The organism is Kribbella sp. NPDC051137 (genome assembly GCF_040682535.1).
Taxonomy (GTDB): domain Bacteria; phylum Actinomycetota; class Actinomycetes; order Propionibacteriales; family Kribbellaceae; genus Kribbella; species Kribbella karoonensis.
Genome location: NZ_JBFBBI010000002.1, coordinates 750667 through 772432, shown reverse-complemented (window position 1 = coordinate 772432; position 21766 = coordinate 750667). Strand labels below are relative to the sequence as shown.

The 21766-nt window shown below is 69.7% G+C and carries 18 protein-coding genes; 6 read left to right on the top strand and 12 right to left on the bottom strand.

Going from position 1 to position 21766, the window contains the following annotated elements; all coding sequences use genetic code 11:
• Positions 1-1644 (top strand): FAD-dependent monooxygenase, encoded by a 1644-nt coding sequence (locus AB0M51_RS11120; protein WP_363749014.1) that lies wholly within the window; start codon positions 1-3, stop codon positions 1642-1644.
• Here the strand turns inward: AB0M51_RS11120 and AB0M51_RS11115 are convergent.
• Entirely contained in the window at positions 1622-1957 is a 336-nt protein-coding gene (locus AB0M51_RS11115; protein WP_363749012.1) for a hypothetical protein, read from the bottom strand. The genes AB0M51_RS11120 and AB0M51_RS11115 overlap by 23 nt on opposite strands.
• Positions 1944-2633, bottom strand: a complete 690-nt coding sequence (locus AB0M51_RS11110; RefSeq protein ID WP_363749010.1) for a hypothetical protein — start codon at positions 2631-2633, stop codon at positions 1944-1946. Before AB0M51_RS11110 ends, AB0M51_RS11115 begins: the two co-directional genes overlap by 14 nt.
• Before the next feature lie 172 nt (positions 2634-2805).
• On the opposite strand from AB0M51_RS11110, the gene AB0M51_RS11105 reads away from it, so the two are divergent.
• A complete protein-coding gene (locus tag AB0M51_RS11105) occupies positions 2806-4929 on the top strand; it encodes a molybdopterin-dependent oxidoreductase (protein WP_363749008.1) in 2124 nt (707 codons plus the stop codon).
• Between the two features lie 26 nt (positions 4930-4955).
• Positions 4956-5867 carry an alpha/beta hydrolase gene (locus tag AB0M51_RS11100; protein WP_363749006.1) on the top strand — a complete coding sequence of 304 codons (912 nt, stop codon included), beginning with the start codon at positions 4956-4958 and terminating at the stop codon, positions 5865-5867.
• A 679-nt stretch (positions 5868-6546) separates the two neighbouring features.
• On the opposite strand, the gene AB0M51_RS11095 is transcribed toward AB0M51_RS11100, so the two are convergent.
• A complete protein-coding gene (locus AB0M51_RS11095; RefSeq protein ID WP_363749004.1) occupies positions 6547-7749 on the bottom strand; it encodes an acyl-CoA dehydrogenase family protein in 1203 nt (400 codons plus the stop codon).
• Entirely contained in the window at positions 7749-9053 is a 1305-nt protein-coding gene (locus AB0M51_RS11090) for an acyl-CoA dehydrogenase family protein (RefSeq protein ID WP_363749002.1), read from the bottom strand. Before AB0M51_RS11090 ends, AB0M51_RS11095 begins: the two co-directional genes overlap by 1 nt.
• A 72-nt stretch (positions 9054-9125) precedes the next feature.
• Between AB0M51_RS11090 and AB0M51_RS11085 the strand changes: the two genes are divergently transcribed.
• Genes AB0M51_RS11085 through AB0M51_RS11075 form a run of 3 tightly spaced genes read left to right on the top strand, consistent with a single transcriptional unit; the run spans position 9126 to position 12136 of the window.
• The gene (locus tag AB0M51_RS11085; protein ID WP_344187916.1) at positions 9126-10109 is read left to right on the top strand and encodes a LacI family DNA-binding transcriptional regulator; all 984 of its coding nucleotides are present in this window, start codon (positions 9126-9128) and stop codon (positions 10107-10109) included.
• A gap of 60 nt (positions 10110-10169) precedes the next feature.
• Positions 10170-11177: an alcohol dehydrogenase catalytic domain-containing protein gene (locus AB0M51_RS11080; protein ID WP_344187917.1), complete on the top strand. Its 1008-nt coding sequence runs from the start codon at positions 10170-10172 to the stop codon at positions 11175-11177.
• The gene (locus tag AB0M51_RS11075) at positions 11174-12136 is read left to right on the top strand and encodes a Gfo/Idh/MocA family oxidoreductase (protein ID WP_344187918.1); all 963 of its coding nucleotides are present in this window, start codon (positions 11174-11176) and stop codon (positions 12134-12136) included. The genes AB0M51_RS11080 and AB0M51_RS11075 overlap by 4 nt, the downstream gene beginning before the upstream one ends.
• Here AB0M51_RS11075 and AB0M51_RS11070 read toward each other — a convergent pair.
• The 8 genes from AB0M51_RS11070 to AB0M51_RS11035 all read right to left on the bottom strand — a co-directional run bounded on the left by AB0M51_RS11070 (position 12133) and on the right by AB0M51_RS11035 (position 21761).
• Positions 12133-13359, bottom strand: a complete 1227-nt coding sequence (locus tag AB0M51_RS11070) for a DUF6596 domain-containing protein (RefSeq protein ID WP_363748999.1) — start codon at positions 13357-13359, stop codon at positions 12133-12135. The genes AB0M51_RS11075 and AB0M51_RS11070 overlap by 4 nt on opposite strands.
• Before the next feature lie 115 nt (positions 13360-13474).
• Positions 13475-13882, bottom strand: a complete 408-nt coding sequence (locus AB0M51_RS11065) for a TIGR03668 family PPOX class F420-dependent oxidoreductase (RefSeq protein WP_363748997.1) — start codon at positions 13880-13882, stop codon at positions 13475-13477.
• 33 nt (positions 13883-13915) lie between these two features.
• Positions 13916-15508, bottom strand: a complete 1593-nt coding sequence (locus AB0M51_RS11060; RefSeq protein ID WP_363748995.1) for an NAD(P)/FAD-dependent oxidoreductase — start codon at positions 15506-15508, stop codon at positions 13916-13918.
• 10 nt (positions 15509-15518) lie between these two features.
• Positions 15519-16391 (bottom strand): CoA ester lyase, encoded by an 873-nt coding sequence (locus AB0M51_RS11055; protein WP_344187922.1) that lies wholly within the window; start codon positions 16389-16391, stop codon positions 15519-15521.
• Positions 16392-16404: 13 nt separating this feature from the next.
• Positions 16405-17592, bottom strand: coding sequence for a CoA transferase (locus AB0M51_RS11050; RefSeq protein WP_363748992.1), 1188 nt, complete (start codon positions 17590-17592; stop codon positions 16405-16407).
• Positions 17589-19571: an SUMF1/EgtB/PvdO family nonheme iron enzyme gene (locus AB0M51_RS11045; RefSeq protein WP_363748990.1), complete on the bottom strand. Its 1983-nt coding sequence runs from the start codon at positions 19569-19571 to the stop codon at positions 17589-17591. Before AB0M51_RS11045 ends, AB0M51_RS11050 begins: the two co-directional genes overlap by 4 nt.
• The gene (locus AB0M51_RS11040; protein WP_344187925.1) at positions 19568-20473 is read right to left on the bottom strand and encodes a ribokinase; all 906 of its coding nucleotides are present in this window, start codon (positions 20471-20473) and stop codon (positions 19568-19570) included. Before AB0M51_RS11040 ends, AB0M51_RS11045 begins: the two co-directional genes overlap by 4 nt.
• Positions 20463-21761 (bottom strand): ADP-ribosylglycohydrolase family protein, encoded by a 1299-nt coding sequence (locus AB0M51_RS11035; RefSeq protein ID WP_344187926.1) that lies wholly within the window; start codon positions 21759-21761, stop codon positions 20463-20465. The genes AB0M51_RS11040 and AB0M51_RS11035 overlap by 11 nt, the downstream gene beginning before the upstream one ends.
• Between the last annotated feature and the right edge of the window lie 5 nt (positions 21762-21766).

Here is a 21766-nt window from a genome sequence, read left to right as displayed (position 1 = left end):
ATGATCGAGGAATCCGCCGAGGTGCTCGTGGTCGGCGCCGGCCCGGTCGGGCTCATGGCTGCCGGAGAACTCGCCCGGCGCGGCGTCAGCGTCCGGCTGCTGGAGCGGGATGTCGAGCGTTCCGCGTTGTCCAAAGCACTCGTCGTCCACGCTCGCACACTGGAGATCATGGATCTAGCCGGACTCGCCGGTGAGTTCATCGACCGTGGCTATCCCGCGCCGGGCATCGACGTCGGTCTCAGTCGTTCAGGGAAACCAGCCCCGGTCAACTTCAGAGGTCTGGATACGCGCTTTCCCTACATGCTGGTGCTGCCGCAGCGGGAGACAGAGGCGATTCTCGCGCGACGTCTCGAGTCACTCGGTGTCCGGATCGAGACGGGGACAGAAGTGGTCGCGGTGGCGCAGAACGACGAGGGCGTTGTAGCGACCGTCCGTACGGCCAACGGGCAGGAGACCCGGATCAATGCTCGCTATCTGCTCGGCTGCGACGGCTCGCACAGCACGGTGCGCGGTCTCGTCGACCTGCCGTTCGAGGGCGGTCAGTCGGACAGTCTGGTGCTGATCGGCGACGTGCGGGTCGACACCGAGCTCGTTCGCTCGCGGATCACGAACTTCACGTCGTCCAGGGGCTTTGTCTCGATCCTGCCCTTCCTGGGTGACTACGTCCGGGTCTTCGCTGTCGACTTCGCCCAGCAGGACCGGACCCGTGGTGAAGCGCTGACTCTGGCCGAACTGCAGGAGTCGGTGAACGCGATCACGACACTCGGCGTCACCTTGAGCGATCCGACCTGGCTGACCCGGTACATCGCTCCGAGCCGGCAGGTGCGCACTCTCCGCGTCGGCAGGGTGTTCCTCGCCGGCGACGCGACCCACGCGCACAGTCCCGCGGCCGGGCAGGGAATGAACATGGGACTGCAGGACGCGGCGAATCTGGGCTGGAAGCTGGCGATGACTCTGCGGGGTGCGGCCACGGCCGAGTTGCTCGACACCTACGACGAGGAGCGACATGCCGTTCACAGCCGGGTCCGCCGCGCAACCGACCGGATGTTCCGGGTGTTCACCCTCCGCGCTCCCGTCGCCAAGGCGGCACGCGATGTCGCGATGCGCTTGCTGACTCCCAGGAAAGCGATCCAGCGCCAGTTGGCAGGTGCGATCTCCGGCATCGCGTTGTCCTACCGGCCGCCTCGCCGCGCCCCGCGAGGATTCCGGCCGGCCGTCGACGTCGGCGACCGGATTCCCGACGTGGACCTGTGGGCGGCCGGTCGTCCCGAGGTCCGACTGTACGAGCTTCTGCGGGAGCCGGGGTACCTTCTCCTGCTGTTCGCCACGGCGGATCGGCTCGGCGGAGACCGCGCACGTATTCGGGCACTCTTCGCCGAGATGCCGGCGATCTACGGTGACGCAGTGCGCCCGTACCTCGTCATCGACGAGGGCACCACCGATCCGAAAATGGTCGGCGGACCCGTGCTCATCGACGTTCGCGGTCAGTTCGTACGCAAGCTCCGCACTCGCCACGGTACGGCGATCGCGGTCCGCCCTGACGGCTACGTCGCTGCCCGTTTGGACAGCTTCGGCAGCTCCGCGATCGCCGACATGCTCGCTCCCTGGTGCGTTCGAACGGCTACGGATCGATCCGCTTCGTGACCTCATCGGTTGCCCGATGCACCAGGACCTCGCCATGGATGCGTTCCGTCTCGGTGACGCCGTGCGTCGCATCCAGCGCATCCCGCACCTCAGCACTGACCTTCATTCCGCGCCTGGCCGCGTCCTCGTCGGGATACAGCACGATCGTCGTCGCGGTGCCGTCGCCGGTGTCGATCGCCGTGTACAGCAGGCTGCCGATCTGCGCGGGAACCCGGTCGGCGAAGTCCGTGCTCACCGACTGCATGATCGACGCGACGGCCTGTTCGTTGGTCTCGTAGCGGTAGATGACGGCGTACATTTCAGTGCTCCTCACCGAGGATCTTCTCGAGTTCTTCCAGTGCGTTGACGGTCTTGACGATGCCGAGTTCGGCCGTGAACCGGACAGCGTCACGAATGTCGTCGTCCGGTACGCCGCTCTGCTGCGCGATCCGCACATGGCGCCGGAACGTGTTCCCGAGCGTCTGGAAACACACGTCGGCGGTCATCGCGACGAATGCCCGCTCGCGGATCGAGAGTCGCTCCTCCGACCAGGATCTGCCGACTCGCGAGGCCAGGAAGCCGGTCATCCAGGCATCGGAGCAGGCCGGCGTCCGGTCCGGTTGTCCCGGCCGGCCGCCGTCGATCGAATCCAGCTCGGCATCAGCCGGGAATTCGGCCTCGAGCCCGACGCTGCCGGCGAGATCGGCGAGTCTGCCGAGCGCGTCGGCCGCGGCCGGGTAGCCGGAGTACGGAGCCACGAACCGGATCACTGCCAAGATGTCGCCGTACGGTACGCCGTGCACCTCCGTAGCGGCCATGAGGTGCATGCGGAACGCCATGCCCAGGTTGGGATTGCAGATGTCGTGGGCGAAGAGCTGCAGGAACTTCTCACGCACGGAGGTGCCGGCCAGCCCGAAGGTACGCGATCCGGTCTCCAAGGCCATCTGCTCGAAGATCGGATCTACTTCGGCGAGTGGACCGCTCGGGAGGTCAACCATTGTTCTCCTCATCTCTGAACTGTCGGGACAGACCGTAGATCGGGGCCTGCGGCAACCGAATCTGTCAACCGACCAGTACCGACGGGCCGTCGTCGGAGAATCCGGTCAACTGACGGATGTGTGCGGCATCGCGAACGACGTAGGTTCCTGATCGACGGCTCGTACTGAGATCCACGGAGGCCTGGTGACTGTCAATCGGACGTCCTGCAATCTGTGCGAAGCGATGTGCGGTCTGCTCGTGACCGTCGAGGACGGCCGCGTGACCGAGATTCGCGGAGACAAGTCCGACCCCCTGTCGAAGGGGCACATCTGCCCCAAGGCCGTTGCGCTCCGCGACCTGCAGGAGGACCCGGATCGCCTGCAGCGACCGGTACGCCGAACCGCGGACGGCTGGGTGGAGATGAGCTGGCCGGATGCGATCGACCTGGTGGGGACCCGACTGGCCGAGGTTCAGCGCGAACACGGGAAGGACGCGGTCGGCGTCTACCAAGGGAATCCGAACGTGCACAGCCTCGGTGCGCTGACACACATGCCCGCGTTCGTCGGCATGCTGTCGACGCGCAACAGATTCAGCGCCACCTCACTCGACCAGTTGCCCCACATGCTGGCGGCGCGCCTGCTCTACGGACACCAGTACATGATCCCGGTGCCGGACGTCGACAGGACGTCGTACCTGCTGATCCTCGGCGCCAACCCGCTGGCGTCCAACGGCAGCATCATGACCGCACCCGGTATCGGCCGCCGGCTGCGCTCGATTCGGGCCCGTGGCGGCCGCGTCGTCGTGATCGATCCCCGCCGGACCGAGACAGCCGCCGTCGCCGACGAGCACTACTTCATCCGTCCCGGGACCGATGCAGCCTTCCTGCTCGCCCTGATCCATCAGGTGTTTGCCGATGACAACGTCACGGCTGCCGGCTACATCGACGGACTGGACGCCGTCCGGAACGCCGTACAGGAGTGGAGTCCGGAACGAGCCGCAGCCGCGACCGGGGTCGATGCCGAGGTGATCCGTCAGGTGGCGAAAGACTTCGCCGCCGCCGGGAGCGCCGCCTGCTACGGGCGGATCGGCGTCTCGACGCAGCGCTTCGGTGCGGTGTGCCAGTGGGCCATCCAGGTACTCAACGCGCTGACCGGGAATCTGGATCGACCCGGTGGAACGATGATTCCCAGACCCGCCGTCGACACCCTGCGGGGCGCCGGGCCGGGTCACCTGGGCAGGTACCGCAGCCGGGTGCGCGGACTGCCCGAGTTCGGCGGTGAGCTGCCCTCGGCAACGATCGCCGACGAGATCCTGACGCCGGGCAAGGGCCGGATCCACGCACTGATGACGATCGCCGGGAACCCGGTCCTGTCCACACCCAACGGCAATCGCCTCGACGACGCGCTGCGCACGCTCGACTTCATGGTCGCGATCGACCCGTACATCAACGAGACGACCCGCCACGCCGACGTCATCCTGCCCCCGACGCCGCTGTTCGAACGGGCCCACTACGACCTTCTCTTCCACCAACTCGCGGTCCGGAACACAACCCGCTGGAACGAGCCGGTGCTACCGAAGCCCGCCCACGCCCGTCACGACTGGGAGATCTTCCGCGACCTCGGCCGGGTCTACGCGCGGAGGGCAAAGCGTCGGACTTCCTTGCGGATCATGATGACACTCGGCGCGTTGCGGCTGACGCCTCGGCGCATCGTCGACCTGGGCCTGCGGATCGGTCCGTACCGACTGAGTCTCCGGCAACTCAGCAAGCAGCCGGGCGGCGTGGACCTGGGCGCACTGGAGCCTGCACTCCCGAAACGCCTGCGGACCCGAGCCAGGCGCATCGATCTGGCACCCGACCTGATCCTTGACGAACTTCCACAGGTCCGGTCACAGCTCATCGATCGTCGCGCGGGTCAGGATCTGCTGCTCGTCGGCCGGCGGCACCTGCACGACAACAACTCCTGGATGCACAACTCCGCGAGGCTCGTGAAGGGGCGGGCACGCCATCAACTGCTGATGAATCCCGGCGATCTCACGCCTCGTGGTCTCAAGGACGGCCAGCGCGTTCGGGTCTCCTCGTCCGTCGGCACTGTCGAGGTAGACCTTGTTGCCACGGCCGACATCATGCCGGGAGTCGTCAGCCTTCCGCACGGCTTCGGGCATACCCGGCCGGGCGTCCGCCTCGGGGTGGCGACAACGGTTCCCGGCGTGAGCGTGAACGACCTCACCGATCCGGGCCTGTTCGACGAACTGGCCGGTACTGCGGCTCTCAATGGAATCCCTGTTGCCGTGACAGCCGTGATCCAGCCGGAAGGCGGTACGCGGTGAGGTCGTTCGATCCGCAGGTAGCGAAGATGCGTGCCGCGCGCGCGTCCGCCGATGTGCGACAGTTGTACACGCAGACTGTGGCGGAAGCACGTATCGCCGATCTGGAGTCGATCCGCGCTGCTGCCGGCCGGCCGGAGCCGGTACATGAGGTGATCGACCGTACTGTGCCCGGACCAGGTTGTGAGCTGCCTGTGCGGATCTACCGACCGGCCAGCCGCGTATCGTTCCCGACGTTGATCTACTTTTTCGGTGGTGGCTGGACGCTGGGCAGCATCGACACTGCAGACGGCATCGCTCGACGGCTCGCCAACGCGACGCCGTGCCAGGTGATCACGGTCGGCTATCGGCTCGCGCCTGAGCACAAGTTCCCTCTTGCAGTACACGATTGTCACGCCGCGACGCGGTGGATCGCCGACCATGCCGAGGAGGTCATGGCCGACCAGGAGCGGATCGCAGTCGGAGGCGACAGTGCGGGTGCCAACCTGGCGGCGGCTGTCACCCACCTCGCCCGCGACGAGGCACCGGCACTCGCAGCTCAGTTGTTGGTGTACCCGAACACGTTGTACGGCTCAGATACGCCTTCGATGCGAGCGGGCGACGACCCGTACCTGTTCAACAAGACCTCCGTCGACTGGTACTGGCAGCACTACCTGGCCGACCCGGCCGATGGCCTGAATCCACTCGCGTCTCCACTCCTGGCCGGCGACTTCACCGGATTGCCGCCAGCTCTGGTGATCACCGCCGAGTTCGACCCACTACGGGACGAGGGCGAGCACTACGCCGACAAACTGTCCGACGCCGGAGTACCGACCGAACGCATCCGGTACGACGGCATGGTGCACGGGTTCTTCGCGATGCACGGGATCCTCCAAGGCGGCGCCCAGGCTGTCGCCGAAGCCGCACGATTCCTCGCCCAGGCGTTCAGCCAAGGGCAGTAGTTCCCGTGGGCAGGGTGTCAGGCAGACGCCGAACGCCAATCCCGCCCAGCACCCTGAAGGCGTGCTCGTGGCACTCGACGAGGGCCTAGGCGCACACCCGGTGCAGCGCCGTCAGTCACTCCAGGTAACGCCGTACTTGCGCCGCAGCGCAAGTACGGTTCGTCAAGTCCGCATGGGAGTCACGCCGCAGCGCGGCATCTTCACCTGCATTGGCCTCCTGGACCGGCTATGAACTGACCAGAGCGGCTGTCAGCAACCGTTCCGCCATCGCTGACGACCTCACCTCGAAGCATCGTACGGGCGATCCGTCCGTGAGCCGACCGTCCGTCGTAAGGTGTCCAACCAGCCTTGGACAGCATGTCGGCGTTCGCAGGGTGCGTGTGACCGCCGGTTCGAAGAAGACGATGTCAGCATCGAATTCCGGAGCGATGCCGGACCGTCGGAGTACCTTGGCCACGCGGATCCAGGTTTCACGCTGCAGATGTACATGCATCTGCTCCCGTCCTCGTACGACCGAGCGCGGCAGGCCGTGGATCGCCGGCTGGCGCGGGTTGCTCCGTGGGCGACGGAGCAGAGACGGAGCAGGCCGGATTCTGCCACGACGTACGGGGTCGCCGACGATGGTCCGAGCCTGTTCTGAGCGGCGACGCAGAGCAGGCTAGATGCGTTGCAAATAAGGCTATTTGAGCTCGGCCGACGTCTTGCCGAGCAGGCGGCGCGCGACGATCAACTGCTGGATTTGCTGGGTGCCTTCGAAGATGTCGAGGATTTTGCTGTCTCGGGACCACTTTTCGAGGAGGTGGTGTTCGGAGTAGCCGAGGGTGTTGGTGAGGGCTACGCAGCGGAGGGTTATGTCGTTCGCGGTGCGGCCGGCTTTGGCTTTGGCCATGGAGGCCTGCAGGGAGTTGGGCTGGGCGTTGTCGGCCATCCAGGCGGCCTGGAGGGTGAGGAGGTAGGCGGCTTCCCAGTCGGCTTCCATGGCTAGGTAGGTCGCGGCTGCGTGGGACTGGAGTGCGGCGGGGCGGTCGTAGTCGACGTGTACGCCAGCTTCGGCCAGCAGGTCGCGGGTCAGTTCGAGGGCGGCGCGGGCGCAGCCTACGGCCATCGCGGCGACCAGGGGGCGGGTGTTGTCGAAGGTCTGCATGACACCGGCGAAGCCCTTGTCGATGTCGGCGGTGCCGAGCAGGTTCGCGGCGGGGACGCGGCAGTTGTCGAAGCGGATGGTGGCGGTGTCGGAAGCGCGGATGCCGAGCTTGTGTTCGAGGCGCTCGACCGTCATGCCCGGGGTGTCCTTCATAACCACGAACGACTTGATCGCGGCCCGGCCGAGGGACTGGTCGAGGGTGGCCCAGACGACGACCGCGTCGCAGCGGCCGCCGGCGGTGACGAAGATCTTCTCGCCGTTGAGTACGTATTCATCGCCGTCAAGCCGGGCCGTCGTCCGGATGTTGGCCGAGTCGGAGCCGCAGCCGGGTTCGGTGATCGCCATCGCGGCCCAGACGCCCTCGAAGCGCTTCAGCTGCTCGTCGGACGCGACCGACGCGATCGCCGAGTTGCCGAGGCCCTGGCGCGGCATCGACAGCAGCAGCCCGACGTCACCCCAGCACATCTCCATGATCGACAGCACCGAGGACAGGTTCGACCCGTTCACGACGCCGTCCTCGGCGGCCGCGGTACGCCGTACCCCGGACGCACCCGCGCCGGAACCGGTGCCGGAGGCCCCTAATCCGTCGACCATCGCCGCGAGCATGTCCAGCTCGACCGGGTACTCGTGCTCGGCGAGGTCGTAGCGCCGCGAGTTCGGCCGCAGCATCTCGGCCGCGACCTGGTGCGCCTGGTTGACGAACGCCTTGAACTTGCGAGGAGTCTCGAGGTTGATCATCAGACCAGCACCGCGCCTTCCATGATGCCGATGGCCCGCAGGTCGCGGTACCAGCGTTCGACCGGATGCTCCTTGACGAACCCGTGCCCACCGAGCAGCTGTACGCCGTCGGTCCCGATCTGCATACCCTTCTCGGCGCACAGGTGCCGCGCCAGCGCCACCTCCCGGTCGAACGAAAGCCCTTGTGACGCACGCGATCCGGCTCGGTACGTGACCAGCTTCATGCCCTCGAGCTCGATCCCGATATTCGCCACCATGAACGCCACCGACTGCCGATGGCTGATCGGCTCACCGAAAGCCTCACGCTCGTTCACGTACGGCGTCACGTAGTCCAGCACGGCCCGTGCCGTACCCAAGGCCAGCGCGCACCACCCGAGCCGCGACAGCCGTACGCACTCCCGATAGTCGTCCGGGGTCCCCAACGGCACCGCGGGCACGTCGGACAGGATCACCCGCGACAGGGACGCCGCGCGGAGTCCCATCGACGGCTCGGCCTCGATCGTCACGCCCGGGTGGTCCGGCTCGACCACGAACAGCCGCGGCCCGGCGTCGGTCTGCGCGCCGATCACGAACAACTCAGCCTCGGCGGCCCGCGGTACCAGCGACTTCACGCCGTTCAGCAGCCCGCCCGTGAAGCGCGTCTTTAGCTCGAACGGGTCGAACAGCGCCCGCGGCTCCAGCAGCGCGAGCGCCGCGGGCGGCACCGAGGAGCCGGTGAAGGACGGCAGGTACGTCGCCTGCTGCGTCTCGTCGCCCCACAGCGAGATCGCCGTACTGACCGCGGACGGTGCCAGGCAGGCGACGGCCTGGCCCATGTCACCGTGCGCGAGCGCCTCGGCGACGAGTACGCCGGTCATCGTGGAGCGCTCGGCGACGATGCCGCCGAGCTCCTCCGGCACCTCGATCAGGCTCAGCCCGAGCTCGGCCGACGAGTCCAGGATCTTCGCTTCCGTCGTACAGGCGGTATCGGCCGCGGCGGCAGCGGGCCGCAGTACGTCGGCGGCGAACTCGCGGACGACCTCGACCATCATCTGCTGGTCCTCGGTCGGTGTCAGGTCGAACCGCCCGGTCCCACGGGCCGCTGGCAGCCGCGACGGGGAGGCCAGCCTGGACGCCGCGGTGAACCGGCGGGACAGCGCGCCGGCCGTCCGGAATCCGGTCTTGGTGGCCTCGAACACCGCCCGCTCGGCCGGCTTCCGGAGCCCGAGCCGGTCGATCGCCCGCCACTGCGCCAGCCGGTTCAGCAGCGCGACCCCGACGCCGATCGCGTCCCGCCGCCCGCGTGTCCGCTCTTGAACGCTCATGCCGCTACTGTAAACCGAAGTTACAACCCAGGTCACGCCTCGACGTTGACAACACGTTGGTAACCTGACGCAATGGCGGTCAGCATGTCCGACGTGGCGCGGCACGCGGGCGTCTCGCAGCGCACCGTCTCCAACGTGGTGAACAACTACGTGCACGTCTCCCCCGCCACCCGCGCCCGCGTCCAGGCCAGCCTCGACGCGCTCGGCTACCGCCCGAACACCGCCGCCCGCCGGCTCCGTACCGGCCGCACCGGCACCGTCACACTGGCTGTCCCGAGCTTCCGCGAGCGGTACTTCGCCGACCTCGCCGAGGCAGTCGTCGGCGCCGCCCGGGATCGCGGTACGACGGTCCTCGTCGAGACCACCGGCGGTCACCGGGACACCGAACTCGCGCTGCTCCGCGGCGGCGGCGACGTCCTCACCGACGGCGTGATCATGAGCGCGGTCGCACTCGGCCGCGACGACCAGCGCGGCGCGCATCCGGTGGTCCTGATCGGTGACCGCGAGCCGGGCAGCACGATCGACCACGTCGGCATCAAGAACCGCGAGGCGGCCCAGGCCGCGGTCACACACCTGCTCGAGACCGGCCGCCGACGGATCCTCCTGCTCGGCGCGAACCACGGACCGAAGAGGTCGTACCAACTCCGCCGCCAGGGGTACCAGGCCGCGCTCAAGAAGCACGGTACGGCGCTCGATCCCGACCTGCTGGTCGCGTGCGACTGGACCACCACCGCGGCGGCCGCGACCATCACCCGCACCTTCGAGCACCTGCGGCCGGACGGCATTTTCGCGATGAACGACTCGGCCGCGCTCGGTGTCCTGCAGGCGCTGCACCGCGGCGGTGTCGACGTACCGAAGGACGTGTCGGTGGTCGGCTTCGACGACATCGTCGAGTCGAGTCTGTCCACGCCGACACTGAGCACGGTCGCGCCGCTGCTCGGCGACATCGCGGCGAGCGCGCTGGATCTGCTCGCGGAGCAGGTCGACGAGGACCACGTCCCGCAGCACCGGATGGCCGGGTACGAACTCCGGATCCGGGAGAGCTCGACCCGCTGACGAGCCAACCGTCAGCGACGTCTTGTGGCGCGGATTTGCTACGTAGTAAATTCCGGCACCATGACGCGCACCGCTCTCGCCCCGAAGTTCACCGGAGCCGGAAACATCCAGTTCGCGGCTCACGACTACACCGATCCCGGCCCAGGCCAGCTGCTGCTGTCCGTCCAGGCCAACGCCCTCTGCGGCACCGACCGCCACCAGTACTTCGGCGGCTCGTCGGTCGTCCCCGGCCACGAGGCCGCCGGGACAGTTCTGCAAGCCGGTGAAAGCACCAGCACGCCCGTCGGCACGCGCGGTGCCGTGTTCCTGATGGACTACTGCGGCGAGTGTCGCAGCTGCCGGTACGGCGCCACCAACCAGTGCTTCGCGAAACGCGCCGACATGGGCTTCACCCACGACGGCGGTTACGGCCCGTACGAGCTGGTCCACGAGTCCAACTTCTTCCCGATCACCGACGACGTCGAGATCGGCAACGCCACCATGCTGCTGGACGTGATGGGCACCAGCAGCCACGCCCTCGGCCGAGCAGCGCTGGTCCGGCAGGACGTCGAGAGCGTGTACATCGCCGGCGCCGGGCCGATCGGGCTCGGGCTGACCGTGATGAGCAAGCTGACGTACGGCGCCGACGTACCGGTCTACATCTCCGACGTGTCCCGCTGGCGGCTCGACTTCGCGGAGACGTTCGGCGCGATCCCGCTGCTGGCCGGCGACCTGCGGGCGGCCGGGAACCCGGACGTCGCATTCGATGCCTCCGGCAAGGAGTCCGCTCGGCGGGCGGCGCTCGACATCATCAGCAAACGCGGCGCGCTGATCTGCGTCGGCCACGGCGAGGGCGTGACCTTGAACGTGTCTGACGACCTGATCAGTCCCGAGCACGCGGTGCTCGGCAGCGAGTACTTCCGGTACGACGAGATGCCCGGCAACCTGGCGCTGCTCTCGGAGCACCAGGAGCTGATCTCGCGGGTGATCAGCCACCGCTTCCCGGTGTCCGAGATCGCGGAGGCGTTCCGGTTGTTCATGGCCGGCGAGACCGGCAAGGTCGTCATCACCCAGGAGGGTGCGTCGTGAGGGTCGCGGTCGTCGGCGCCGGCGGATGGGGCGAGCACCATGCCCGGATCTTCGCGCGCCGCGAGGACACCGAACTGGTCGCCGTCGTCGGGCGGACCGCGGAGCGCACCCGGGCGCGGGCCGAGCGGTACGGCAGCACGCCGTACACCGATCTCGACCTGATGCTGGAGCGCGAGCGCCCCGAGCTGATCACGGTGTGCCTGCCGAACGAGGACCACTTCGACGTCACGCTGAAGCTCGTCCACACCGGCATTCCGCTGCTCGTGGAGAAGCCGCTCGTGTTCGATCTCGGCGAGGCCGACACACTCCTCGACGCGGCGCGGGGCAACTTCTTCGCGATCAACTTCAACCATCGGTACGCCGAACCGGTGCAACGCGCCAAGGCACTGATCGACGCCGGCGAACTCGGCGACCTGGTCTTCGCGACCTGGCGCTTCGGCGGCGAGGCGAACCGCGGCGGCTCCCCGCACGCGAACCTGATCGAGACCCAGTGCCACGGCTTCGACATGCTCGAGCACCTGGCCGGCCCGATCTCCGCCGTCTCCGCGCACCTGACCGACAAGACGTACGGCGCGTTCAGCACGGTCGCGATCGCCCTGGACTTCGCGAACCGCGCGGTCGGCACGATGCTCGGCAGCTACGACTCGTCGTACGCGTACCCGGACACGCACCACCTCGAGATCAACGGCACCGAGGGGCGGCTCGTCATCCACGACACGGTCCGGTCGCTCAGCTTCAGCAAACCCGGCGATCCGGTCGAGCGGCGCTGGCAGTCGACGTACTTCGACGACGAGTCCCGCAACTTCGCCGGCACCTTCGACCGCCACGTCGACGCCGTCCTCCAAGCCCTCCGCGCCGGGGCCGAACCACCCGTCCACGCCCGCGCCGGCCGTCGTGCCCTCCAACTGGCCCACGCCGCGATCGAGTCCCACGCCACCGGGAGGCGCGTCACCGCCTAGAGGTTGTCAGCCTTCGACTGCAGGTAGCGCTGCTCCGGGAGGCTGGTGGTGCGGCGGGCGGCGGCCAGGTAGTGCTCGTGAGCCTTGAGCGGCTCACCGAGGCGTTCGTAGAGATGCGCGCGGACGGCGTCCAGGCGGTGGGTCTCGGTGATGTTCTTGTCGTCCTCGATGGTCGCGAGCAGGTCGAGGCCCGCCTGCGGGCCGTCCACCTGGGCGAGGGCGATCGCGCGGTTGAGCGTGACCATCGGGTTCGGCGCGAACTTCTCCAGCACCAGGTACAGCGCGTGGATCTGCTGCCAGTCGGTCGCGTCCGCGCTCGGTGCCTCGGCATGGACGGCGGCGATCGCGGCCTGCAGCTGGTACGGCCCGACGGTGCCCTGTTGCAGGGTGTGCAGGATCAGGTCGGCGCCTTCGGTGATCTGCGCGCGGTCCCACAGTGAACGGTCCTGCTCGTCGATCGGGACCAGGCCGCCGTCGGCCGTCGTCCGGGCGGCGCGCCGCGAGTCGGTGAGCAGCATCAACGCGAGCAGACCCGCGACCTCGCCGTCGTCCGGCAGCGCCGTACGCAGCAACCGCGCCAGCCGGATCGCCTCCGCGGTCAGCTCGACGCGCTGCAGCTCCTCCCCCGAGCTTGCCGTGTACCCCTCGTTGAAGATCAGGTACAGCACCTGCAGCACCACCCGCAGCCGCTCGGCCTGCTCCGCCGCCGGCGGCATCTCGAACCGGCTGCCGGCCGCCTTGATGCTCTTCTTCGCGCGGCTGATCCGCGGCGCCATCGTTGCCTCGGGCACCATGAACGCCCGGGCGATCTCCGCCGTCGTCAGGCCGCCGACCGCTCTCAACGTCAGCGCCACCTGGGATGCGGGCGTGACCGCCGGATGACAGCACAGGAACAACAGCGTCAACGTGTCGTCGGCATCCGGCCCCGAGTCCACGTCGGCACCCGGAGCAACCAGCTCGTCCGGCCCGGCCATCGCCGCCAGGTTGTCCTCACGCCGCCGCCGCGCGCTCTCGCTCCGGAACGCGTCCGTCAGCCGCCGCGTCGCGACCGTGATCAACCAGCCCCGCGGGTTCGCCGGTACGCCGTCCACCGGCCACTGCGTCGCCGCCGCCAGCAGCGCCTCCTGTACGGCGTCCTCACACAGGTCGAACTGCCCGTGCCGCCGCGCCAGGAACCCCAGCACCTGCGGCGCGAGCTCCCGCAACAGCCCCTCCACGTTCACCCCGCCGAGCCTAGCGTGCACAGCGACAGGACATGTACGCCGATCAGCACCACTCCGCCGACCGGCCGAGCGTCTGTATCGCCGCTCGGGGCGGACATCTCCTGTCGCTCTGTCCTCATCTGAACGACCACCCGGACCAGCCGCCGGCGCTGATCGCGATCACCGGGCCGCGCGGCGGGTCGGACTCGTACTGCGGGTACTTCGCCACGAGCAACTCGACCGCCGCCGGCTCCTCCGTCGGCACCCCAGCCGAACCGTCCACGCGGACCCACCACAGGTGTGTCCAGTCCTCGTCGTACTCGTCCACGAGCAGCGCCACTTCCGGGTGGGCGGCGATGTTCCGCAGCCGTTTCAGCGCGGTGGTCGTCTTCGGCTTCTGGTCGACGGCCACGAACAGCGAGTCACCATGGACGGCGTAGGTCACCGGGACGATGTGCGGCCGCAGGTCCGCGCCGACGGTCGCCAGCCGGCCGACCCGCGCCGCCGCGACCCGCGCCCTGCACTCCGCTTCGTCCAATCGCACCCCACGACCCTAACTGGAGGCGGTGTAGGAGCGTCAGCGTTGGAGGTGACGGAGCACTGCGGTGGGGACCTTCCGGGTGATGGGGCCGAGGAGCGACGCGTCGCGCAGTGCGGTACGCGCCGCGAGGTGACCGCACGCGCCGTGGACGCCGCCGCCGGGGTGGATCGCCGAGCTGCCGAGGTACAGCCCGTCGACGAAGGTCCGCGCGCTGCCCAGACCGATCGTCGGCCGGAACACCAACTGCTGGTGCAGCTGCATCGTCCCGCCGCCCAGAGCGCCGAAGCCGAGCGCCGCGTTCGCGGACTCCAGCGAAGACGGCCGCTGCAGGTCCCGCCCGACGATCAGGTCGCCGAAGCCTGGGGCGAACCGCTCGATCGCGCGCTCCATCCGGCCGGCCAGCTTCTCCGCCGACGCGTCGTCCGCGATCCCGCGCGGGAGATGTGCGTAGGCCCAGACCGCCTCGGTGCCGGCCGGCGACCGCGACGGGTCCGACTTCGTGGTCTGCCCGATCAGCAGGAACGGCTGCGACGGCACCCGCCCGGTGTCCAGGTCCGCGGACAGGTGCACCAGGTCGTCCGCCGTACCGCCGAGGTGTACGACGCCCGCCGAGCGTGCCTCGGCCGCCTTCCACGGGATCGGGCCGCTGAGCCGGAAGTTCAGCTTGACCGTCGGGTAGTCCCACTCGAACCGCTCGTCCAGGTCCCGCCGCAGCCCGGCCGGAACGAGTGCCTCCGGCAACAACTCGCCGTACAGCACCGGTGCCGCCGTGTCCGCGACGACCGCCCGCTCGACTGTCACCACTTCACCGGATGCCGTCCGTACGGCGGTCGCGCGGCCGCCGGAGACGTCCACGCCGGTGACCGGCATACCCGGCACCAGCAACGCCCCGGCCCGCTCGGCCCGGCGGACCAGCGCGCCCGAGAACGCGGACGAGCCACCGGTCGCGACCGGGTACCCGACGTCCTGCGCCAGCATCGCGAGCAGCCAGCCCATCGTGCCGCTGACGCTGCCCGACAATGGGGCGTCGGCGTGCAAAGCGTTCCCCGCGAGAATCGCCGGACCCTGCCGGCCGGTGAACAGCTCCTGGCCCATCCGGTGCATCGGCATCGCCATGAACCGCGCGAACCGCAGCAGCTCCCCCGCCGAACCGAGCTTCCGGGCCAGCTGCAGCCCCGGACCGACCGGCGGCCAGGTGGTGAGCAACGCGTTCAGCAGCGGTTCGCGGACCGCGACGTACTGCTGGTAGAGCCGCAGCCAGGCCTCGCCGTCGCCCGGGTGGTCGGCGCCGAGCGACTTCGCGGTGTCCTCCGGGTCCGGGTGGATCGCGGCCGCGGCGCCGTCCTCGTCGAGCAGATGCACCAGCGGCAGCGGAGCGTGGGCCCACTTGAGGCCGAACTTCTCCAGCTCCAGGGCGCGGATCACCGGCGAGGCGACCCCGAGCGGGTAGTTCGAACTGAAACGATCGCTGATCCAGCCGCCGTCCTCGGTCGACCGCACGGCGCCGCCGAACGTGTCGGCGGCCTCCAGGACCAAGACGTCCCAGCCGGCGTCGGCAAGCGTGATCGCGCTCACCAGCCCGTTCGGCCCCGAACCGATCACCACGGCGTCAACACTGCGCGGCAGCATGCCTACGACCTTAGCCGACCGCGTCCCGCGGACCTCCTCCACTCACCGGGGGTTGGTGAGTGCTGGACGTCCGGATCTCCCGGACGAGTGCGGTGACCTCGCGGGCGCGGCCGATCATCGCGGGGTCGACCATCCGGCCGTCGGGCAGCACCAGGACGCCGCCGTTCGACACGTCGGCCTTCTCGACTGCCTCCAGCAGTTCCTCCGCGGCGGCGACCTGCTCGCGTGTGGGCGTGAAGGCTTCCACGATGGTCGCCAGCTGCCGAGGGTGGATCGCCGTACGCCCGACGAATCCCAGCGCGCGGCCTTCGGCGGACGTACGACGCAGACCGTCGAGGTCGCTGACGTTGGGGTAGACCGACATCATGGGGGCGCCGAGGCCGGCCGCGCGGGAGGCGGATACGAGGCGGGCGCGGGACCACGCGAGCCCCGCGGGACCGTCGACTCCCAGGGCACTGGAGAGGTCCGCCTCGCCCAGCGCGACGGCGACCACCTGCGGGCTCGCGGTCGCGATCTCGAACGCCCGTTCCACCCCCAGCGGTGACTCGATCAGCGCCGTGATCCTTGCCGACGGCACCTTTTCCAGTACGGCGTGCACGTCCGCGGCGCTCTCCACCTTCGGCACCCGCAACCGGACCGACGGTACGGCGGAGATCGCGGCCAGGTCGTCCGCGATCCACGGTGAGCGCAACGCGTTCACCCGGATCTCCACCGGCCGCTGCGCGTTCGCGGCGACCCAGGCCACCGCCCAGCCGCGGGCGTCCGCCTTGTCGGCGACCGGTACCGCGTCCTCCAGGTCGAACACCACCAGGTCGGGCCCGGCGGCAACAGCCTTCGCGAACCGGTCCGGCCGGTTGGCCGGGACGTACAGTGCGGTCAGCACCCGGAACTCCCCCTCACACGACTCCTGCTGCTCGCAATGCGGCGAGCTGGTCGGGCGTGACGCCGATCTCGGCGAGCACCTCGTCGGTGTTCGCGCCGTGCGAGCGCCCGGCCCACTTGATCTCCCCCGGCGACTCCGACAGCCGGAACAGTACGTTCTGCATCTCGACCGGACCGCCGAGCTCGTCGTCGTCCACGCTGACGATCGTCCCGAGTGCGGCGTACTGCGGATCGCTGACGATGCCGCGGATGTCGTGCACCGGCCCGACCGCGGCCTCGGCCTTCTCGAACTCCGCCATCACGACGTCCAGCGGCCGCGCCGCGATCCACGACCCGACCGCGTCGTCCAGCTCGTCGGCGTGCTGGGCGCGCTCGCGCCCGGTCGCGAACCACGGCTGCGCGACCAGGTCCGGGCGCCCGACCAGCGTCACCACCCGCTCGGCGATGCTCTGCGAACTCGTCGACACCGCGACCCACCGGCCGTCGGCGGTCCGATACACGTTCCGCGGGGCGTTGTTCGACGACCGGTTCCCGAGCCGCGGCTGCACGTACCCGGTCTGCTGGTACGCCGTGATGCCGCCGCCGAGCATCATCAGGATCGGCTCGATGATCGCCATGTCGATCACCTGTCCCGCCCCGGACCGGTCCCGTTCGCGCAGCGCGACCAGGACCGCGTACGCCGTCGCCAGCGCCGTGATCCCGTCCGCGAGCCCGAACGGCGGCAGCGTCGGCGGACCGTCCGGCTCACCCGTGACCGCCGCGAACCCACTCATCGCCTCGGCCAGCGACCCGAATCCGGGCCGCCGCGACCACGGCCCGACCTGCCCGAAGGCCGTCACCCGCGCGATCACCAGCCGCGGGTTCGCCTCCAGCAAGACGTCCGGCCCGAGACCCCAACGCTCCAGCGTCCCCGGCCGGAAGTTCTCGACCAGCACGTCGTTCTGCTGAACCAGCGAGAGGAACACGTCCCGACCGCGCGACAGGTCCAGCGTCGCGAGCCGCTTGTTCCGGCCGAGGGTCTTGAACCACAGCCCGACCCCGTCCTTCGACGCGCCGTGCGTCCGCGCGGCATCGGGCCGGGACGGGTGCTCGATCTTCGTGACGTCGGCGCCGAAGTCGCCGAGGAAGGTCGCCGCCAGCGGTCCCGCGAACAGCGTCGCCGCCTCCAGCACCTTCACACCGTCGAGGGCAGCAGGTCTCATCCCGCGCACCGGAAGCCGATGTTCGCCGAGCGGTCCAGCCCGCCGCCGGTGAGCACGAGCTTGAAGCTGACCTCCGGCTCCTGCGGCCCGCCGTCGGCGTACCAGTCGGAGCCTTCGGCCAGATAATGCGAACCGCCCTTGAGTATGCAGAACCGGCTGCGGCCGTCGCGGTACTCGCTCTCGGTCAGGTTCCACACCAACGGGTCCAGGCGCCGGAACCCGTCAAGCCCGGCCGCGACCTGCCACTCGTCCTCGGTAGGCAGCCGGCCTCCGCGCCACGCGGCGTAGGCCCGCGCGTCCGGCAGTTCGACGTACGTCACCGGCCGGTCCTCGGTGCCGGGCTCCGGCGCGCCGTCGACCCAGTGCTGCAGGAACCGGTTCGCGACGAGCGGCCGGTAGCCGGTCGCACGCACGAACTCGAAGTACTCCCCGTTGGTCACCTCGGCCACGGCGACCGAGATCCCCGGCAGCGAGACCTCGCGGGTGACGGTCTGGAGGTCGTGCAGACGAGGCGGCAGCGGCTTCCATTCCTCGACGTACGGCGCGGTGTCGTACAGCCCGGTCTCGCGTCGGCGATGTTTCACCGTCAAGGTGCGAGGGCCGGCGGGTACGTCGACGGTCGCACCGATCGACGCGTCACCGGAGACCGCCGGTACGGCGACCAGCGCGGCCGGCCGCATCGGGAACGCGGACTCCGGCACGTGCGCCCGCGGCAGCGTCCCGAGCCGGCGTGCGGTCGCCCGGCAGGAGGCCCCGGCGGTCGCGCCGACCCGGACGATCCCGGCCACGCCGCGACCCGGTACGACGAGGTGCACGCCGTCGTCGTCGGCGGTGATCGGGACGCCCGACGTCACGTCGTACCAGTCCCCGACCTGGTCCTCGGAGCGCAGCACGATGCCCTCGAAGTCCTCCTCGTCGCGGTTGATCAACGTCCAGAACGTGATGTCGGCGAGGTCGAACCGGGAGCCGTAGACGCCGTGCGCGCGGGCCTTGTCCGGGATCTCCGGGGTCAGCTGGATCCAGTCGCCGTCGATCAGCACCGGCGCGAACGCCCGCTGCGCGGCGACCATCCGGCGCAGCGTCGCGCGGTCCCGGGCGTTCCAGCCGACCCAGGCCGAGAACACCGACTCCCAGACCAGCATGCCGACGCCGTTCACCCAGGCGGACTGCAGCTCGTCGCTGTGGTCGCGGTTCCAGCGGCGGGTGTGGTGCATCATGTGCCGGCGCTCGAACAGGTGCGCGCGCAGGACGCCGGGCGCGTGCGTGTCGGCGAACCACTGCGCCCAGGACAGCGCGTGGTCCCCGATCCTTGCCATCGGCAACCGTGACTCGCCCTCCAGGGCGATCGCCGGGTTCGCCGCCCGGATCGCCCGCGCGAACGCCGGGTCGCCCTCCTTCAGCGTGTCCAGGAAGACGCCGTCAACGTTGTAGTCGGTGACCAGCGCCGCGAACTCGTCCGCGTCCAGGCGGGCCGCCCGGCGGGTGCCGACGTCCCACGGGTTGTAGTCGAAGAACACCTTCAGACCGAGCTCGTGCAGGTCGTCGACCAACTGGCGCAGCCCGGGGACGTCGCGGTAGAAGTCGAACTGGTTCCGGTCGTCGATCCCGATCACCGGGTACGCGTGCCAGAGCACGATCGCGTCGTACCCGCCGAACTCCGCGACGCCGTGCTCGACGAACTTCCGCGGCGTGAACCTCCCGGTCCCCACGTCGTACAGCAGGTCGTCCCAGAGCCAGACGAGCGCCACCGAGTACGCCGTCTGGGTCCACTCGCGACCGGGCTCCGCATAGTGCGAACCGTCGTACCGGGTCCGGTCGAGAGCGCCGGCCTTCCACTCCGCGAGCGTGGCCCGCCACCGCGGCAGCTCGGCCGGGTCCTCCGGGGCGCCGATGATCTTGGCGTCGTCCAGGAAGGACACGTCGGCCGTCGGGTCCACCAGGGTCGGTAGATCGATCGGCCGCGGTTCGAGCGGGTTCACAGGTATACCTCCGCATAACGCGCGTCGATTGCATCCCCGTGAGGCACCGAGGAAATCGCCCCCGCGGCCTGAACACTTAATGAAGCAGCAACGTTAGCGCGTCGGACCGCGTTCGTCAGGTCGCTTGTCGTGACCGAGTCGTTAGCTGACGCGGCAGCCAAAGCCGCGGCCAGTACCCCGCAGAACGTGTCGCCGGCGGCCGTGGTGTCGACCACCTCGACCGGTACGCCGGGGACCGCGATCTCGGCGGCGTCCCGGATCAGGATCACCGCGCCCGCGCCACCCAGCGTGACCACCGCGGCCGGCACCTTCCGGAGCAGCGCGGACCGGTCCGGCCCGGCGATCGCCTCGGCCTCGGTCTCGTTCACCACCAGCAGGTCGACCTCGGCGAGCAGTTCGTCGGACAGCTCCGCGGCCGGCGCCGCGTTCAGGATGAAGTACGGCGCCGCCGCGGCCGCCGCCTGGACAGTGCCGAACGGGATCTCCAGCTGGGCCAGCACGACCTTGGCCCGACCGATCGCGGCCAGCGCGTCGCCAGACAGCGTCAGCTCCCCGTTCGCGCCGGGTGCGACGACGATCGAGTTCTCGCCGCTGTCCTCGACGGTGATGATCGCCGTACCGGTCGGGGCCTTGCTCGTGGTCGCCAGCGACAGGTCCACGCCGTCGAGCGCGTCCCGGAGCAGCGCACCGCCCTCGTCGTCGCCCAGCGCCACCACCATCGCCGTACGGGCGCCGGCCCGCACGGCCGCGACCGCCTGGTTGGCGCCCTTACCGCCCGGGCCGCGGGTCATCGGCCCCGCGAGCACCGTCTCTCCCGGCCGCGGGATCCGCTGCACCGGCAGCACGAGGTCGACATTCGCGCTACCTACTACAACAACTTCTGGCACCACCTCAGGCTCCACCCCGGGCCACCTCCACAGTCCGCCGCGCCAGCTCGTCGATCGCGATCTGGTTCATTCCGGGAAGGCTGGTGGCCACCCGGTTGTCCAGTGGTCCCGACCACTCTGCCGGAACCCCGCGCGTGGCGCCAAAAACCGCGCCCACGGTGGCGCCGGCCGAATCCGTGTCCCAGCCACCCATGACGGCGCGGCCGACCGCGGTCCCGAAGTCCGGAGCCGTCAGGGCGTAGGCGGTGAGAGCGGTGTTGTTCACCGCGTGCACCCAGTGCAGGTCGCCGTACTCCGCATGCAACGCGTCCAGTGCCTCGTCGAGACCGGCGTCCGCGAGCGACAGCCCGAAGCGGACCGCACGGGCGATCGCGCCCTGGGCGTCGACCGCCTCCAGGCCGGCGGTCGCGGCCTTCACCGGATCGTCCAGGACCACGGCCGCCGCGGACATCGCGGCCACCCAGAGCGCGCCGTCGACACCGGCGCCGGTGTGGCTGAGCCGGGCGTCGACGAGCGCCAGCCGGGCCGCCGCCGTCCTGTCGCCGGGATGCGCCCAGCCGTACGCGTCGGTCCGGATCTGCGCGCCGATCCACTCCCGGAACGGGTTGCCGACCACACCAGCCCGAGCGGGCTCGACGCCTTCGAGGAGGTTGCGGTAGGCAACACGCTCGGCGGTGAACACGCGGCCGGCCGGCAGGTCGCCGAGCCAGCTCTGCGCCACGTCCTCGGTGGTCAGGCCGGGCCCGAAACGCTCCATCATCAGCAGCGCGAGGATCGCGAAGTTGATGTCGTCGTCCTCGGGCATCCCGTCGATGACCTCGCGCAGGCTGGTCGGCCTCGACCGCCGGTTCCACGGCCAGCGCCGCTGGATCGCGTCCGGCACGCCGACCGCGGTGATGTACTGCGAGAGCGGCCACTGGCCGGAGCTCTCCAGGATCTCCCGGATGCCCGCACGCGGGATCTTCTCGACCGGCTTGCCCAGCAGGTTGCCGGCGCACCGGCCGAGCCACGCGGCCAGCGTGCGGCTCTCCAGGTCGCTCGGCTCCCCGAGCACCGGCAGCTCCGGGATCGTGGGCTCACGCCATTCCCCTGTCCTGGCGTCGAGCACCTCCAGCAACTCCCGGGCGAGCGCCCGCAGTGCGGGGGCGGCCGGCTCGTCGGAGGCACCCGACACCGGCGCGTCCGTCGTACCTCCGGCCGCCAGCCAGCGCGCCTGCACATCGGTGACGTCGATCCCCTCGGACCGCGCCTGGACCAGCTGGTGCGGCAGAAGGTCCTCCGGCTGCACCCAGGTCAATCTCATCGGGC